The 17,482-nt window shown below is 71.7% G+C and carries 9 protein-coding genes; 3 read left to right on the top strand and 6 right to left on the bottom strand.

Features of this window, described 5'->3' with window-relative positions; translation table 11 throughout:
• Positions 1 to 27: 27 nt before the first annotated feature.
• From A6A08_RS05315 to A6A08_RS05300, 4 genes are all read right to left on the bottom strand, one after another.
• Positions 28 to 1,635: a protein kinase family protein gene (locus A6A08_RS05315; protein ID WP_073701391.1), complete on the bottom strand. Its 1,608-nt coding sequence runs from the start codon at positions 1,633 to 1,635 to the stop codon at positions 28 to 30.
• Between the two features lie 276 nt (positions 1,636 to 1,911).
• The gene (gene murJ / locus A6A08_RS05310; RefSeq protein ID WP_073701390.1) at positions 1,912 to 3,702 is read right to left on the bottom strand and encodes a murein biosynthesis integral membrane protein MurJ; all 1,791 of its coding nucleotides are present in this window, start codon (positions 3,700 to 3,702) and stop codon (positions 1,912 to 1,914) included.
• 152 nt (positions 3,703 to 3,854) lie between these two features.
• Positions 3,855 to 5,708, bottom strand: coding sequence for a murein biosynthesis integral membrane protein MurJ (gene murJ, locus A6A08_RS05305; RefSeq protein WP_073701389.1), 1,854 nt, complete (start codon positions 5,706 to 5,708; stop codon positions 3,855 to 3,857).
• Between the two features lie 175 nt (positions 5,709 to 5,883).
• Entirely contained in the window at positions 5,884 to 8,424 is a 2,541-nt protein-coding gene (locus A6A08_RS05300) for a DUF6049 family protein (protein ID WP_073701388.1), read from the bottom strand.
• 346 nt (positions 8,425 to 8,770) lie between these two features.
• On the opposite strand from A6A08_RS05300, the gene A6A08_RS05295 reads away from it, so the two are divergent.
• Together A6A08_RS05295 and A6A08_RS05290 are read left to right on the top strand one after the other, a co-directional pair.
• Positions 8,771 to 10,270 carry a CCA tRNA nucleotidyltransferase gene (locus A6A08_RS05295; protein WP_073701387.1) on the top strand — a complete coding sequence of 500 codons (1,500 nt, stop codon included), beginning with the start codon at positions 8,771 to 8,773 and terminating at the stop codon, positions 10,268 to 10,270.
• Between the two features lie 49 nt (positions 10,271 to 10,319).
• Positions 10,320 to 10,832, top strand: coding sequence for a GNAT family N-acetyltransferase (locus tag A6A08_RS05290; protein ID WP_073701466.1), 513 nt, complete (start codon positions 10,320 to 10,322; stop codon positions 10,830 to 10,832).
• Positions 10,833 to 10,863: 31 nt separating this feature from the next.
• Here A6A08_RS05290 and A6A08_RS05285 read toward each other — a convergent pair whose 3' ends face one another.
• Entirely contained in the window at positions 10,864 to 12,165 is a 1,302-nt protein-coding gene (locus tag A6A08_RS05285; RefSeq protein WP_073701386.1) for an MFS transporter, read from the bottom strand.
• Between the two features lie 91 nt (positions 12,166 to 12,256).
• Entirely contained in the window at positions 12,257 to 13,327 is a 1,071-nt protein-coding gene (locus tag A6A08_RS05280; protein WP_073701385.1) for an inositol-3-phosphate synthase, read from the bottom strand.
• Positions 13,328 to 14,393: 1,066 nt separating this feature from the next.
• Between A6A08_RS05280 and A6A08_RS05275 the strand changes: the two genes are divergently transcribed.
• Positions 14,394 to 17,363, top strand: coding sequence for a transglycosylase domain-containing protein (locus A6A08_RS05275; protein WP_073701384.1), 2,970 nt, complete (start codon positions 14,394 to 14,396; stop codon positions 17,361 to 17,363).
• Positions 17,364 to 17,482 lie beyond the last annotated feature (119 nt).

Here is a 17,482-nt window from a genome sequence, read left to right as displayed (position 1 = left end):
TCACATATCCCCACACATCGGCGTCCGTCAGAGGCCGCGTACCTCGACCTCATTGATGGTCCCACGCCAGTCGCCGTCGTTCTCGGGCAGCTCCGTGAACCAGATGAGCACGTACTGTCCGGTCACGCCCTCCTCCAGGGAGACGGTCGTGGAGCCGCTCATCGTCTCCTGCGCGACGGCGGGGAGGTTGGCGTCCAGGCTGTCCTGGTCGCTGACCGACGCGTCGTCGCCGACACGGATCTCCGTGACGTGGTCCAGTTCGGGCATCTCCAGGACGACCTCGCGGACCTCCTGGCTGGACCCCAGGTCCAGGAGGAGCCCCACGCCCTCCTTCTGCATCTGCAGCGGGTCCCAGTAGCCCTGGGTGCTCCAACCGGTGGAGGGGTCGCCGTCGTGGGCCTTCCCGGCGCTGTCCTGGTGCTCCTCGCCGTCGCCGTCCGGCATCGGGTCGAAGCCCTGGGCCCCGGTGATCTCCAGCGTCCTCAGCTCCGGGCCCTCGTCCTGCGTCTGCTCGGACGTGTCACCGGTGGGAGCCTCCTCACCGTTGGAGCTGATCATCGCCCCGACGGTCCAGGCGCCCGCGACCACGGCGACGAACAGCACCACCGCGAACGCGCCGACCACGATCTTCCGGACGGAGGGCTGCCTGCGGGCGGCCCTCTGGTCCATCCGTGAGGGCGCCGGGCGCTCCGCGCTCCGCGGCGCGCCCCCGCTCCGCGTGGCGGAGCCGCCGCGCGGAGCCGCCGCGCCGTTGCGGGCGCTGCGGCGGGGGCCCGAGCCGGTGCTGTCGAACTCACCGGTGCGGCGGGAGGTCCCCGGTTCGGGCGGCGGGGTCGACTCGGCGGGGGCGACGGGGAGCGGGATGAGCCGGGGCACCTCGGCCATGGCCGCGCAGAACTCGGCGGGGGAGGTGATGGGCGGTCCGGGCACCATCTGCCCCGCGAGCTGCGGCAGGGCGGCACGCGTGGTGATGGTCCCCAGGGTCTCGTTGACGCCCTGGCGGATCTGGTGCGGAGGGTAGGGGCCCGCGGGCCCCTGCGGCGCGGCGGGCAGTCCGCTCTGCGGGCCGCCGGGCCAGTGCCCGGTGAGCGCCGCGTAGAGCAGGTTGCCCAGGCCCTGGGCGTCGGTCGCCGCGGGGTCGGCGACACCGTTGCCCAGCAGCGCGGCGTCCACGCCGATGCCGGTCACCTTGACCGCGCCCCCGCTGCTCCACATGAGCTTGCTCGGGGTCAGGCACAGGTGGTGGAGGCCGCCCGCGTGCGCGGCGGCGATGGCCTCGGCCGCCTCGGCGACCAGGCCGGCCGCGCGCTCGGGCTCCATGGGGCCCTGCGCGAGGAGGTCGGCGAGGGAGGAGCCGATGACCCACTCCTCGACGACGTAGGGGATGGGGGAGGAGTCGTCGGCGTCGAAGACCTGCGTGACGCGGGCGTCGGGGACGCGGCTCGTCGCCCGGGCGGCGCGCACGACCTCGGACGTGCGCGGAAAGCCCTCGGTGAAGGTCCACACCGCGACGGGCCGTGCGAGGGTCTCGTCGGTGGCCTTCCAGCGTGTGGCGCCACCGGTCTCGCTCACCACTTGGTCGAGGCGGTAGCGGTTGGCCAGTTTCGCCCCGGGTTCGATGAGGAAGGTGCTCATGATGGGAGTGACGGGTGCCAGTGCCGTTGTTCCGCGCGTTCCCGGGCTCCGCGGTCGCCTGTGGACCGGAGCGGTACGGGGTGCGTGCGTGGGGGACGACCCTGACTGCTGTCCCCAGCCTCCCTTCGGGCAGCTCGGATGAACATTGCTGTAGCGGTAAAGCGATGCCTGTCCATGCTAGGACGCCTGAACAGCATCTTCGGAGGGCATCGGATACTCGTCCACCTTCCGGGGCGTAACGGCACAGGACCACCCAACATCGTCTGTTCCTGGTGATCAGCGGCGTCGCAGCCGTGTCTTGAGCAAATCGAGGAATGATGTGACTTCGGTCACATTGAGAAATTTGGCGGTGAGCACGAACAGTACTGCACCGGCGGCACCGCCCGCCGCCATCGATGCCAGGCCCGGCCAGAGGTCGCCGGGCAGGTCACGGAAGAGGTGGATCATCGCCGTCCCGAAGACCGCCGCCGGGACGGTCGCCAGGTACAGCCTGAACAGGGTGGCCGCGGTCCGGCGGCCGTCCAGGCCGTTCAGCCGCCGGTGCAGCAGGCACCACATGATGACGGACCCGACGACGTAGTACAGACCGTAGGGCACCGGCAGCCACACCACGACGTGCTGCGGCTCCATGAGGAACAGCAGGCCGACCGCGGTGACGGCGTGGGCGATCTCGGAGGGGACCGACACCAGGGCCGGGGTCCGGGTGTCGCCCAGTGCGTAGAACACGCGCATCTGGAGCTGGAACAGCGTGAACGGGATCAGCATCAGGCAGAAGACCATGAGGATCCGCCCGATCGCCGCCGCGTCCTGCGTGCTCGTGCTGCCCTGTGCGTAGATCAGCACGCAGAACGGGATCGCGAAGACGATCATCGCGACCGAGACCGGCACGATCAGCACCGACGACAGCCGGAAGCCGCGTGAGAAGTCGCTGCGCACCTGGTCCTTGCGCCCCGCCGCGACGTGCTCGCTCATACGCGGCAGCAGGGCGGTGATCACCGAGACCGCGATGACCGCGTACGGCAGCTGGAACAGCATCGACGCGAACTTGTACGCCGCGATACCCGCGCCGGAGTCGAAGCCGGCCTCGGCGGCGCGGGCACCGGCCCGTGTGGCCACGTTGGTGGACACGAGCGCGCCCAGCTGCGCCACGACGATGTAGAGCATCATCCACGAGGCGGCGCCGGCCGCCTCTCCCAGGCCCGAGCCCCGAAGGTCCAGGCGGGGCCGCCAGCGGAAGCCCGCCGCGGCCAGCGCCCACACCAGGACGGCGGCCTGGACCACCTGGCCCGCGGCCGTGCCCAGCCCCAGCAGCATCAGCTCGCCGGGGGTCACGCTCTCCGGGGTCCGGCCCGGGCCGGCCAGGTTCAGGAACCACAGCCCGACGCCGATGATGACCAGGTTGTTCAGCACCGGCGCCCACATGGGGGCGCCGAACCTGTTGCGCGCGTTGAGCATCGCGCTGGCCAGGCCGCTCGCGCCGATGAAGAAGATCTGCGTGACCAGGTAGCGGGACAGGACGACCGAGACCTCGTACTGGGCCCCGGAGAACCCGCCCGCGTAGATCCGGATGAACCACTCCGCGACCAGCACCGACACCAGCGTGAGCGCGAACAGCGCCAGCAGCATCAGCGTGACCAGGCGCTGCTCGATCCCGTTCCCGCCGTCGGCGTCGAGCCTGCGCCGCTTGACCAGGAACGGCACGAACACGCTCGCCAGCAACCCGCCGATGAGCAGGTCGTAGATCATGTACGGGACCATGCCCGCCGTCTGGTAGGCGTCGCCCAGGAGCTGGGTGCCGATCGCCGCCGCCAGGATGATGGTGCGCACGAAGCCCGTCACACGGGAGACGACGGTGCCCAGCGCCATGACCGCGCTGGACTTGGCGATGTTGCCCGGCGCGGTGTGGGCGCTGCCGCCGATCTCGTCGCCGTCCTCCAGGCCGGCGCGGTCGGCGGTGCCCGCGTCGCCGATGTCGCTCGGGTCCCGGAGCGTCCTCAGCCCCGTCTCCGGAGCGGTGTCCGGCTCCTCGCGCTCGTAGGTGTCGAGCACGTCCTCGGGCATCACCATGTGCCGCCGACGGGGATCGTGCCCCTCCGGAGGTCCGGGCTCCGCCGGGGGCACGTGCTGGGATCGGTCGCTGGACACCGTCGGGCGGTCCTTACTCTCGGTCTGGCGGCTTCAAGCCTCGGCGGGTCAGGGCCGGGGAGGACGGTACGGCATCAACGACGCAGACGGCCGCGGACCAGTTCCACCGCCGCGCTCAGCTCCGGAACGCGCAGCAGCCGCGCGGAGCCGAGGAAGAGCAGTGCTCCGAGGAGGCACCCGGTGACCGGAGCACCGACGTAGGTGGCCAGACCGGGGCCGACGTAGGCGTCGAAGGCCCAGAGCACACCCAGACCGGCTCCGATGCTCGGAACGACGGCCAGGTGCAGGCGCAACAATGTGCCAATGACGTGCCTTCCGTCAAGACCCCCGATGCGCCGGCTCAGCACCAGGCCTGCGATGGTCAGACCCGACAGGAACGAGACCATGAAGCCCGCGGCCACGCCCACGACCACCAGGTTCGGCGGAAGGACCAGGTAGGCCGTCAGGGCCAGGCCGCTGTGGACGGCCAGGTTGGCCAGGCCGAGCATCGCGGGGGTGCGGGTGTCGCCCATGGCGAAGAACACACGCAGCATCAGCTGGAACACGGTGAACGGCACCAGGCCCAGCGACATGACCGCGAGGATCTGCCCGATCCTGGTCGCGTCGTCCACGGCGATGGACCCGCGCGCGAACGCCAGGACGGACAGCGGTTCGGCGAACATCGCCACCGCGAAGGCGGTCGGCACGAGCACGAAGGCGGAGATGCGCAGGGTGCGGGAGAAGTCCGAGCGGACGGCGTCCCAGTCGTGGTTGTCGGCGTGTGCGCTCATCCGGGGCAGCAGCACGGTGATGAGGGAGACCGCGATGATCGCGTACGGCAGCTGGAAGAGCTGGTACGCCAGGTTGTAGGCGCTGATGCCCGCGCCGACGTCCAGTCCCTGCTCGATGCTCGCCACGTTCGCGGCGTTGGCGATGTTGGTGGTGATCCACAGCCCGGCCTGGGTGAGGAGGGTGTAGAGCATCATCCACCCGGCGGAGCGCAGGGCCTCGCCGAGCCCGGAGCCGCGCAGGTCCACGCGGGGGCGCCAGCGGTAGCCGGTGCGGCTCAGGGCCACGAACAGCACCAGCGCCTGGAGCGCCATGCCCCCCGCCGTGCCCGCGCCCAGCAGGGTGAGCTGGCCGTCGGTGACGGTCTCGGGGGTGCGGCCCGGACCGGCCACCCACAGGAACACGCCCGCCACGCTCATGATGACGACGTTGTTCAGCACGGGTGCCCAGACGGCGGCGCCGAACCTTCCGCGTGTGTTGAGCATGGCGCTCAGCAGGCCGCTCAGGCCGATGAAGAAGATCTGCGCGAGCAGGTACCGCGCCAGGTGGACCGAGGTCTCGAACTGGACCGGGGTGAACCGGGAGCCGTACATCCAGATGAGGAACTCGGCGGCCAGGATCGCGGCCGTGGTGAGGAGGAACAGCGCCAGCACCATGGTGGTGAACAGGCGGTCCTCGGTGGCCTTGCCGCCGTCCGCGTCGCGCTTACGCCGCTTGACCAGGAACGGGATGATGACGCTGGCCATCAGCCCGCCGATGAGCAGGTCGTTGAGGATGAACGGGATCGTGTGGGCCGTGTGGTAGGCGTCACCGAGCAGGTGAGTGCCGATGGCGGCGCCGAGCACGATGGTGCGGGCGAATCCGGTGATCCGGGAGGCCATGGTGCCCACGGCCATGATGGCGCTGGAGCGCATCATGCCGCCGCCGGAGCCCGTACCGGAGCCGCTGCCCGACCCTCCTCCGGAGCCCTCGCCGGCGCCGGACGCGGTGTCGGGGGAGGGGTCGGACACGGGTGCCGCGGCGTTTCCGGGCAGGTCGCCCTGCTCGGCGGACGGCGTGGGGCCGGCGCCGGGGCGGGTCGCGCTCTCACCCGGGAGCGGGCCTTCGGACTGGGGGGAACGGCGGTGTTTCCCGCCGCCGTTCGGGGAGTCGGTGACCACCGTGGATCAGGCTTCCTTTCGTCCGACTGGGGAATGTCCGGCCGCGGCGCCGTGGTCCGGCGCCGCGGCTCGGGTACACGTGCGGTGTGTACCGGCGTGGAGACGTGCGGGTGTGTCGACATGGCGTCCTGTCGGTAAGGGGCCTTGTCACCCACCGGTCAGTCGGGGCGCGGGGTCACTTCCCCCCGCCGCCCGGGTTCCGCTCCGCGTGGTCCCCCTCGGACACCGCGGCGGAGTCCTGGCCGTCCTGGTCCGGCGAGTCCGGGTCCGGGGTCCCGGACTCCGGGGCGCCTCCGTCCTGCTCGGCCCCGCCGGCCTCCTCCGGGGAGTCGTTCGGGGTCCCCTCCGGGGCCTCGCCGCCGGAGTCCTGGCCGTCCTGGTCCGGCGAGTCCTGGTCCGAGGCGCCGCCGTCCGGGGCCTCCCCGGCGGGGGCGCCGGACCGCGACCTCCTGCGCGCCCACTTGCGCAGCGCGCGCGGAGCCAGCGCGACGATCAGGATCAGCAGGCCGATACCGCTGATGAGCAGCGCCTGCGTGCCCAGGCCGGTGGCGTTCACCGGGATCTCGGTCTCCTGGCTGATCGGCTCGCCCTCGGCGTTCTGCAGGCTCACGTTCAGGACCGTGCGGCCGTTGATCCGCGCCGACAGGGGCACGTACACCGTGGTCTTGGCGCCGGGCGCGATCTCGAAGGAGTGGTTGTACTCGCCGACGCTCAGCCGCTCGGAGTTCTCCGAGAAGACCGACAGGTGCACGTAGACGGCCTCGTCCTCCAGGTCGTTGGCGACCAGGATGCCGGTGGTCCCGGTCCGGCTGGCCAGGGTGACCGGCTCGCCGGGGATGACGCGCACGTCGTTCGTACGGTCCCGCACCGTCTCCACGACCAGGGACCGGGTGGCGCCCGCCAGGGCCTCCTCCTCCCGCCAGTACACCGACTCCAGGCGCAGCAGCGCCGGGCGGAACGGGTCGCTGTCGTCGACCAGGATGCTGTTGAACAGGCGCACGTCGCGGCCCACGTCCTGGACCTGGTCCAGGTAGGTGGAGCTGAGCTCCCTCTCGTACGCGCCGTCGGGGTAGGCGAGGGGACGGCGGGTGTCCTCGCCCTCCCCGGAGTCGGGCGGCCCGATCCCGTCCAGCGGCTTCGGCGACAGCCACGGCAGCTCGTCGGAGGCGGCCAGCACACCCTGCGCGAACTCCTGGCCGGGGTTCCACCCCGGGTCCGGTGAGGCGACGACCACCCGGCCGCCCCCGGCGTCCTCGCCCGCGATCATCGCGGTCTCGGCGGCGAAGCGCTGGAGGGCGAGCTCGGACTGGCCGGGCCCCTGGGTGGGCATGGACAGCACGTCGGTGATCCCGGAGTCGGAGACCAGCGCGAACGGCTCCTCCGTGGACTCGGTCTCCGACGCGGGCAGCGGGGCCTGCGCGCCGGGGGTCGTGGACGTCCAGGAGGCCGCGGGCATGGCCCTCTCGTCCAGCAGGAAGCGGGTGGCGCCGTGCGCGGCGAGCAGGTCGTAGACGCTTTCGTCCATCAGGCCGTTCGGGGGCAGGGCGAAGGTCTCGTCCACCTCCAGCTCCAGCGTCCGCAGGACCGCCTCCTGGGCGACCCGGAGGGAGGCCTCGGCGTCGGCGTCCATGTCGTTGCGCAGCAGGGAGGCCAGGTCGCTGTTGGCGTAGGGGGTGGCCACCACGCTGTCCCCGGCCAGCACGCCGCGCGCCTCGCGCAGCCACACCTGGGCGGCCTCGCTCACCCCGGCCTCGTGCCGGACCGGCCCGCCCTCGGCGGGCACGGTGAGGAGGTCCTCCAGGACCTCGTGGTCGGCGCTGGCCATGCGCAGGATGTCGTCGAGCGTGCCGGGGTCGACCGCCCAGGTGAGGGGGACGCCCTCGTCGCCTTCGGAGCCCTCCGGCTCCTTCTGGGAGCCGTCCTCTTCCTCCCCGTCCGCCTCTCCGCCCTCGGTGGCCTCCTCGGTGGGCAGGGCCTCGGCGGTCTCCTCCGCGGTGGCGTTCCCGCCTCCGGGCGACGCCTCGGACGGCTCCTCGGAACCCCCGTTGAGGCCGAGCACCTCGGCCAGGTCCTCGTCACCGGCCTCGAAGGACAGCGGAGTCTGCGCGCCCGCGGCCAGCAGGCGGCCCAGGCGCCCGTCGGCGGCGACGGAACCGTGCAGGTCGTCACTGAGGAAGGTGTCCTCGTCCGCGCGCTGGGGCCGCGCCATCAGCGGCCACACCCAGGCGATGCCGACGGAGGGCACGTCGTCGTCCTTCCCGCCCGTGTAGGGGAGGAAGGTGTACTGGGCGCCGACGACGTCCCCGCCGCCGTCCACCGCCTCGACGACCAGGGGGTACACGCCGTAGGAGGGCAGCTCCAGGTCCTCGACCGGCACGCTCAGGGAGTACTCCTCGGTGTCTTCGGGCGGCAGTTCCCCGGCGACGTCCTCTTCCGGTCCCGGGGCGTTGGGCTGCCATCCCCCGCCCGAGGCGAACTCGTCCAGCTCCTCGCGGTCGGTGAAGGGGTGCTTCGAGTAGCGGATCCGCACGGTGACGTCGCGGATGCTCTCGGAGGTGGTGTTGGTCACCTCGCCCGTGACGCGCAGGGTGCTGTCCTCGTCGGCGGCGTCCGGCGTGACGCGCTCGACGACGAGGGGCTCGGCCGACCCGTCGTTCTCGGGATCCGCGTACGCGGGCGCGGCCGGTATCGGAAGCAGCGCGGTGGTCATGGCCATGACCACCGTCGCGGAGGCAAATCGACGCAACGCTTGACCGGTTTCCTGATTCGGGTCCAGGGATCCGTCCCACCGGGGCTGCGGTGGAGGAGACGGACGAAAAGTTCCCGCACGGCGCACACTGCGTACGCGGGCCGGGTGGACGCGGCGCAACCGGGGCGTCCTACCACTCCACCCGAAGATACCGTCTTCCCCGTACCGCGGGTCGGGCCGCCGTGCGGCGCGTGGCGGGAGCCCACTCTCTCACCGGACGGCGGGATCCACCAGGGCCGCGCCCGTATACGGCGCGGTTCCGCCCGGGGGAGACGATTCGCGGTTTGCTTCGGGCGCCGCCTACCCTCGTGGTGTGCCGAACACAGAGTTTTCGCATGAGAGCGACACCGCCCAGACGCAGGGCGCCGAGGCGGCCCGGGGACCGGGGGAGACGACCGGTGCGCAGCGGGCGGCGATCACGGCGTTGGCCGACTCCTTCCCGGTCGTCTCGGAGGAGCTCGGCGAACGCTTCGCCGCGCACGACCAGCAGCTCGCCCTCGTCGGCGGGCCGGTGCGCGACGCGCTCCTCGGCAGGCCGTCCAACGACGTCGACCTGACCACCGACGCGGTGCCCCAGCGCATCCTGGAGCTCGTGGACGGCTGGGCCGACGCCGTGTGGACCGTCGGCATCGACTTCGGCACCGTGGGGCTGCGCAAGAAGGGCCTCCAGCTGGAGGTCACCACCTACCGCACCGAGGCCTACTCGCCCAAGTCGCGCAAGCCCGAGGTGGCCTACGGCACCGACATCCACGACGACCTGCTGCGGCGCGACTTCACCGTCAACGCCATGGCGGTGCGCCTGCCGGGCCTGGAGTTCGTCGACCCGTTCGGCGGCCTGGCCGACCTGCGGGCGAAGGTGCTGCGCACCCCCGGCAGGCCGGAGGACTCCTTCAGCGACGACCCGCTGCGCATCATGCGCGCGGTCCGCTTCGCCGCCCAGCTCGGCTTCACCCTGGCCCCCGAGGTCGCCGAGGCCGCCCGGGACATGGCCGACCGGCTCTCCATCGTCTCCGCCGAGCGCGTGCGCGACGAGCTGACCAAGCTGATGCTCAGTCCGAACGCGCGCCGCGGCGTCGAGCTGATGGTGGACCTGGGCATCGCCGAGCACGTGCTCCCGGAGATCCCCAAGCTGCGGCTGGAGATCGACGAGCACCACCGGCACAAGGACGTGTACGAGCACTCGCTCACCGTCCTGGACCAGGCCGTCGAGCTGGAGGCGAAGCGGGGCCACGAGCCCGACCTGGTGCTGCGCCTGGCCGCACTGCTGCACGATGTCGGCAAGCCCAAGACGCGCGCCTTCGAGTCCGGCGGCCGGGTGACCTTCCACCACCACGAGGTGGTGGGCGCCTCCATGAGCCGCAAGAGGCTCACCGCCCTGCGCTTCTCCAAGGACGTGGTGTCCGACGTCAGCACCCTGGTCGGCCTGCACCTGAGGTTCCACGGGTACGGCAAGGGGGAGTGGACCGACTCCGCCGTGCGCCGCTACGCCCGCGACGCCGGATCCCAGCTGGAGCGGCTGCACATCCTCACCCGGGCCGACTGCACCACACGCAACCGGCGCAAGGCGGCGGCGCTGTCGCGCTCCTACGACGACATCGAGCGGCGCATCGAGAAGCTCGCCGAGCAGGAGGAGCTGAACCGCGTCCGCCCGGACCTGGACGGCAACGAGATCCAGGAGATCCTGGGGGTCGGACCGGGGCCCGTGGTCGGCCGCGCGTACCGCTTCCTGCTGGAGCTGCGCCTGGAGAACGGGCCGATGGGCAAGGAGGCCGCGACCGAGGAGCTGCGCACCTGGGCCGCCGAGCACCTGTGAGGGCCGGCCGCCCGGTGGCCGGGGAGAACGGACTGGGATGATGGGGGCCATGCCCGTCACCACCTGGTACCTGGAGTCCACCGATCCCGCCGGCCTGCGGCCCGCGCGCGAGCCCGCCGGGGACGTACGGTTCGTCCGCGTCGAGATCCCCAGCCCCCGGTTCAGCCGGTTCCTGTACCGCGAGGTCGGTGACGGGTGGGAGTGGACCGACCGCCTGCCCTGGAGCCTCGACCAGTGGCGTGAGTGGGTGGCGCACCCCGGGCGCGAGACCTGGGTCCTGTACCAGCGCGGCACCCCGGCGGGCTACGCCGAGCTCGACGGCCAGGCCGACGGCGAGGTGGAGGTGGCCTACTTCGGGCTCCTGCCGGACTTCATGGGCCAAGGCCTGGGCGGCCACATGCTCACCCTGGCCCTGCGGCGCGCCTGGGACCTGGCGCAGCGCCACCCGGACCGCGAACCCATCCGGCGGGTGTGGGTGCACACCTGCACCCTGGACGGTGAGCACGCCCTCGCCAACTACCGGTCGCGCGGTATGGAGGTCTACCGCGAGTCGACGGAGTGACCTGTCGTCTCGTCGACCTGTCGACCTGTCGCTACGCCGCCTCCCGCTCCGCCTCGGGCTCGGGCTCGGGGGCGCGGCGCCCCCGGACGACCCATGCGACGCCCATCGCCAGGTAGGCGGCGGCCATCGCGGCGACCACGGCGGAGCCGGTACCCGAGGGCGGTACCAGCACGGTCGACAGCGCCGCGCCCAGCACGAACGTGGCGTTGAACAGCACGTCGTACACCGAGAACACCCGTCCCCGGAACGCGTCGTCGACATGTCGCTGAACCAACGTGTCGACCGTGACCTTCACTCCCTGGGAGACGAAACCCAGTGCGAACGCCGCCACCGGGAACAGCGCGGGGTCGAAGGGCAGCCCGAACACCAGCAGGACCGCGGACGCCGCCGCCAGCTGCAGGGCGATCCACGTCCCCGGCGCCATCCGGGCGGTCGCCCACGGAGTGGCCACCGCGCCGAGGAGGAACCCCGCCCCGGACATGCCCATCGCCACCGAGAAACCGGCCAGTCCGGCCACGCCGCCCTCGGTGAACGTGTTGTTGTACAGCAGCAGCGTCACCAGCGTGGAGATCCCGAACAGCACCCGGTGGCCGCCGATCGTGGCCAGCGCGTCGCGGGGAGCGGGTCGCGCCCAGATGTGCCGTACCCCCGACACCATGCCCCGCACCACGTCGCCGACGGCCGCGCGGACCTCCTCGGGCTCCCGTTCCAGGTGCGGTCCCAGCTCCCGGTACCCCAGCGCCAGGGAGACCAGCGCGGCACCGGTGAAGCCGAGCGCGGCGACGAACAGGATGACCCCGGTCCCCAGGGCGTCGTCGCCGCCCCACAGGCCGATCGCGGCGCCGGTCCCGGCGCCGAGGAAGCTCGCCGCGGTGCCGCTGGTCGGCGTCACCGCGTTGGCCATCATCAGCCTCTCCCGGGGCACCACGTACGGCAGCCCGGCGGACAGCCCGGACAGGAAGAAGCGGTTGACGCTCAGCACCAGGAGCGCGGCGACGAAGAAGGCCGGGCCCTCCCCGTCCGACACCAGGAGCGCGCTCACCGCCGCGAGCAGGGCCTTGGACAGGGAGGACAGCAGCAGGACCTGGCGGCGGGGCCACCGGTCGATCAGGACCCCGGCGAACGGCGCCACCACCGAGAACGGCAGGAGCAGCACCGCGAAGGCCGCCGCGACGGCCCCGGCGCTGGTGTGCTGCTCGGGGTTGAAGAAGACGAAACCGGCCAGCCCGGCCTGGTAGACCCCGTCGGAGAACTGCGAGGCCAGCCGGGTACCGAACAGCCGGCGGAACCGGGCCCCCTGGAGGACCGCGCGCAGATCGCCGAAGAAGGACACGTCACCAGGGTAGGACGTGCCCGCGCCGCGACGGCCTCGGACAGCGGCGGTCCACGACCCCCGACCGGGACCGCCGCACCCCTCGGGCGCGCTACTCGCCCGCGATGAAGCTCTCGACCTTGGCGTGCGCCTCGGAGTCGCTGTACTGCACGGGCGGGGACTTCATGAAGTAGGAGGAGGGCTCCAGGATCGGACCGCCGATCCCGCGGTCCTTGGCGATCTTCGCCGCGCGGACCGCGTCGATGATGATGCCCGCGGAGTTGGGGGAGTCCCACACCTCCAGCTTGTACTCCAGGTTCAGCGGCACGTCGCCGAACGCGCGGCCCTCCAGCCGGATGTAGGCCCACTTGCGGTCGTCCAGCCACGGCACGTGGTCCGACGGGCCGATGTGCACCGAGCCCGCCTTCAGCTCGTGCGGGATCTGGGAGGTGACCGACTGCGTCTTGGAGATCTTCTTGGACTCCAGGCGCTCGCGCTCCAACATGTTCTTGAAGTCCATGTTGCCGCCGAAGTTGAGCTGGTACGTGCGGTCCACGATCACACCGCGGTCCTCGAACAGCTTGGACAGCACCCGGTGGGTGATGGTCGCGCCGATCTGCGACTTGATGTCGTCGCCGACGATCGGCACGCCGGCACGGGCGAACTTGTCGGCCCACTCGGGGTCGGAGGCGATGAACACCGGAAGGGCGTTGACGAAGGCCACACCCGCGTCGATCGCGCACTGGGCGTAGAACTTGTCGGCCTCCTCGGAGCCCACCGGGAGGTAGGAGACGAGGACGTCGGCCTCGCTGGCCTTGAGGGCGGCGACCACGTCCACCGCGTCCTCGGGGGACTCCTGGATGATCTCGCGGTAGTACTTGCCCAGCCCGTCGTAGGTCGGACCGCGCATGACCGTGACGCCGGTCGGCGGCACGTCGCAGATCTTGATGGTGTTGTTCTCGCTGGCCTTGATGGCGTCGGCCAGGTCGTGGCCGACCTTCTTGGCGTCCACGTCGAAGGCGGCGACGAACTCGATGTCGCTCACGTGATACGGGCCGAACTGCACATGCATGAGGCCGGGTACCCGGGACTCGGGGTTGGCGTCCTTGTAGTAGTGCACGCCCTGGACGAGCGACGCCGCACAGTTGCCGACGCCCACGACGGCTACACGTACCGAACCCATTGGTCCTTGCTCCTTCTTCTTCGCGAACATGGATCCCGCGGCGCGCGACGACCGGTCCCGCGCCGACGGCGGTACGGGGGTTCTCGTCGTCCCGCGTTCGCTTCCCGTATGTGGTCAGCAGCGCACACGGCGTTTCTGTTCCCACCCGTCGCCCTCCGCCGTCCTCGACGGACGCCTTCGGCGCGGTTTCCTTCCTACCGTCGCCCTCCGCCGTCCTCGACGGACGCCTTCGGCGCGGTTTCCTTCCTACCGTCGCCCTCCGCCGTCCTCGACGGACGCTTTCGGCGCGGCCCTGCCCTCCGTCGCCCCTCACCGTCCTCAACGGACGCCTTCGAAGGCGGTCCCCTCCACCTGCCCGGGGAACGCAAGGGGGGAACGTGCATGTCTGGCTGTTTTGTTCAGCTCTGACTCTATCTCCGACCGCTTGCGGCTCCGCATGTCAGGCCGCCGGCGCGGAAGCGCCGGACCCGCCCTCCCCGCCGGTCGCGGGCGTGAACCCCGGGGGTACGGCAGGAAAAATCTCACACATCCGCCCCACCTGCCCCGATGCGGGCGGTGTTCGACGGGCGGGTGCGTCCGGAACTGCCTACCACCGTTCGGTTCCTCCGTGCTGAACTGGCGCTACGGGCGATTCCCGGTCAGTCGGGACCAGGTGTCCCATGACGCGCGATAACCTCGCGCGTGGGTTGTGCTATACCGTTCGATCGCTCTAACGTGACCTGTGATTTGCGTGCGTAGCCGGTAGAGCCCCCGGACCCGGTCCCTGCCGCGGCGGTGTTCCGTCGGTGCGGAGCAGCGACGAGGGCTGTGCTTCCGCAGGCCAGTGACAGGAGGAAGAAGCGGCTAACGTCTTCGCGACCTGTTGAAAACCCCCGCCCTCCCCTGGGCGTCCTTTTATCAAGCCTTGAACGACAGGCAGAACGGTGGACGCGGCCACCCAGGGCCGCTCCACGCCGGTCACCGCGAGGAACAGGTCGCGGACCACCGATCCCCCAGGGGGACCGTCCCCCCGTTTCCACCAAGGAATCGTCAGGCCGACCGGCCGTGAGAGGCAATCGAGGACCACGTGAGTACCGAACGACGACGGAACGCCGAGGGCGACCGTCGCCGGGCCGAGGGCCCGGTCGACGGTCCACGCGGCAACGGCGGACGGCGCAGGGCCGGCGGCCCTGCCCGGGACGAACGTGCCGGTGGACGCCGCCGCGCGGATGCCGAGGGCGGGTTCTGGGGAGACGGAGCGGGACCCGAGCGCCCGAGGCGCAGCCGCCCCCCCGAGCAGGAGATGCGTTCCGAGGGCCGCGGCGCACGTCGCCGTCCCGACGGCGAGCCTCCGCGCCGCCGCCCCGAGGGCGAGCGCCCCAGGCGGCCCCAGGGTGAGGACTACCCCCGCCGCCGTCCCGAGGGCGAGCGCCCCCGCCGCCCCCAGGACGGTGAGCGCCCCCGCCGCCGTCCCGAGGGCGAGCGCGCGCGCCGCCCGGAGGGACAGCGCCGACGCCCGGCCGAGGACCCCCGCGGCCGCCGCAGGGCGGCGGGCGGCGGGCCGCGCGACCCCCGCGACCGCGGCCGGGACCGGGAGAACGCCGCACGCTCCGAGGGCCGCCGCGCCCCGGGACGCGGCACCCGCGCCGCGGGCGGCGCGGGAGGCAGGGGCGGCGGTGGCCGCCGCCGCGGACGCGGCGACGAGGAGCCGGACGACCGCCCCTGGATCAAGCGCTTCCTGTCCAAGGCGTGGAAGCCCGCCCTGGTCACCTTCGGCCTGATGGTCATCGGCGGCGTGGCCGCCTTCGCGATCATGTACGCCCAGGCGCCCGACGTCAGGGACCTGGACGAGAAGGCGGAGACCCAGATGTCCGCCACCCAGATCATGTGGGCGGCGGAGGGCGACGAACAGCCCGAGGTCGCGGTCACCACGGGCGACGTCCAGCGCATCGAGGTCAAGTACGACGACATCCCGCCGTCGGTCATCAACGGGGTGCTCGCCGCCGAGCAGCGCACCTTCTTCACCGACCCCGGCATCAGCGTCAGCGGTATCGCGCGCGCCGTCGTCTCGGGCGGCGAGGCCGGCGGCGGCTCCACCATCACCCAGCAGATGGCCCGCAACTACTACAGCGACCTGGAATCGAGTAACAGGTACATCCGCAAGGTCCGCGAGATCTTCATCGCCATCAAGCTCAACCAGCAGATGAGCCACGAGAAGATCCTGGAGACCTACCTCAACACCATCTACTTCGGCCGCGGCGCCTCGGGTATCGAGATGGCCTCCCGGGCCTACTTCGACAAGAGCGTGGGCGAGCTGAACGACGCGGAGGGCGCCTTCCTCGGCCTCATCATCCAGATGCCCAGCAACTTCGAGGGCGAGATGGGCGAGTGGACCGAGAAGTACCTGAAGGACGAGCGCTGGCCCTACATGCAGGAGCAGCTCGCGCTCATGCACGAGGAGGACCCCGGCCTCGGCCTGCCCCGGGAGAAGGCCGAGGCCCTGGAGATCCCCGAGCTCGTCCCGTACGGCGCCGGGGCGGAGGGGGAGGAGCAGGAGCCCGACCCCAAGTTCGGCTACGTGCGCCAGGCGGTCATCGACGAGATCAAGGAGCGCTACGCCGGATCGGGCATCACCGACGCTGACATCGCCACCAAGGGCCTCGTCGTGCACACCTCGCTGGACCCCGAGCTCATGGACGCCGCGCGCAACTCCTTCGGCGTCCTGCCGGACACGCCCGAGGACACGATGATGGGCCTGACCGCCATCGACCCCGCCACGGGGGAGATCATCGCCTTCCACGGAGGCGACAGCGTGGTCGAGGACGTCAACAACTCGCTGGTCCACCGGACGCAGGCGGGCTCGTCCTACAAGCCGTACGTGCTCGCCACGGCGCTCGAGAACGACATCAGCCTCAGGAGCACGTTCGACGGCGACTCCCCCCAGGAGTTCCCCGGCCTGGCGGACGAGGTCAAGAACGCCGGCGGCAGAAGCTACGGGGACGTCGACCTGGTCAGGTCCACCGCGGACTCGATCAACACCCCCTTCGTCAAGCTGGCGTCGGAGCTGGGCGCGGCGAACGTGGACGCCCTCGCGGTCAGGGCGGGGGTGGACGAGGAGCAGACCACCACGTCCACCCAGGGACCCCTGGTCGCACTGGGCACCCACCAGGTGAGCACGCTGGACCAGGCCACCGGCTACTCGACCTTCGCCGCCGGGGGGAAGCACCGTCCGGCGCACATGGTCACCGAGCTGCGGACGGCCGACGGCGAGGTCATCCCGCCCGACGACGCCGACAAGCTCGAGAGCGGCGAACAGGTGCTCTCCGAGGACGTGGCCGCCGACGTGACCTACGCCATGACCCAGGTGGTCGAGAACGGGGGCGGCACCGAAGCCGCGCTGCCCGGCCACCCCGTCGCGGGCAAGACCGGTACCTCCACGGACGCGGTCTCCGCGTGGTTCGTGGGCTACACGCCGCAGTTGGTCGCGGCGGTCGGCCTGAGCCGCAAGGACGCCAACGACCCCCTGCAGTTCGACGGCCAGACCGCGGACCAGATCTTCGGTGGCACCACCTCGGCCAAGGTGTGGCGCGAGTTCATGATGACCGCCATGGAGGGCGTCCAGCCGGGGCAGTTCCCGCCGCCGAAGTACGTCGGTACGGAGCAGAGCTTCGTGCCCACGCCGAGCCCGAGCGCCGAGCCCAGCGACGAGGTCAGCGAGGAGCCCTCGGACGAGCCCTCCGACCAGGAGAGCGCGACCGACTGCGACCCCGAGCGCCCGGGCGACCAGCAGGGCCAGGAGTGCGCGTCGGACGAGCCGACCGATCCCGAGCCCTGTGGCGGATGGTGGGAGCCGGAGTGCGAGGAGAGCCCGGGCCCTGGGGGCCCGCAGGAGTGCCAGCGCCCGAACGCGCCCGAGCACTGCGAGTCCACCGAGCCGACCGACGGTCCCACGACGGGGGGCGACCAGGGTGAGGAGGGCGACGGAGGCCTCCTCAGGTCGAACTCCGGCGGCGGGAGTGAGTCCAACAGGAAGGTCGTCCTGAGCCGCGAGGACTGACACGGCTTCCGATGAGGCGGTAGGGGCCGGTGCGCGAGAGGAGCGCACCGGCCCCTCGCACGTGTGGGGCCGTCCACATGCGGCACCGGGTGGTGCGCGCCTGCTGGTAATCTTGGCTC

The sequence above is a fragment of the Nocardiopsis sp. TSRI0078 genome, from assembly GCF_001905145.1.
GTDB lineage: Bacteria > Actinomycetota > Actinomycetes > Streptosporangiales > Streptosporangiaceae > Nocardiopsis.
Note: the sequence above shows the minus strand (reverse complement) of the source record. Positions and strands in the feature narration are given on the sequence as shown.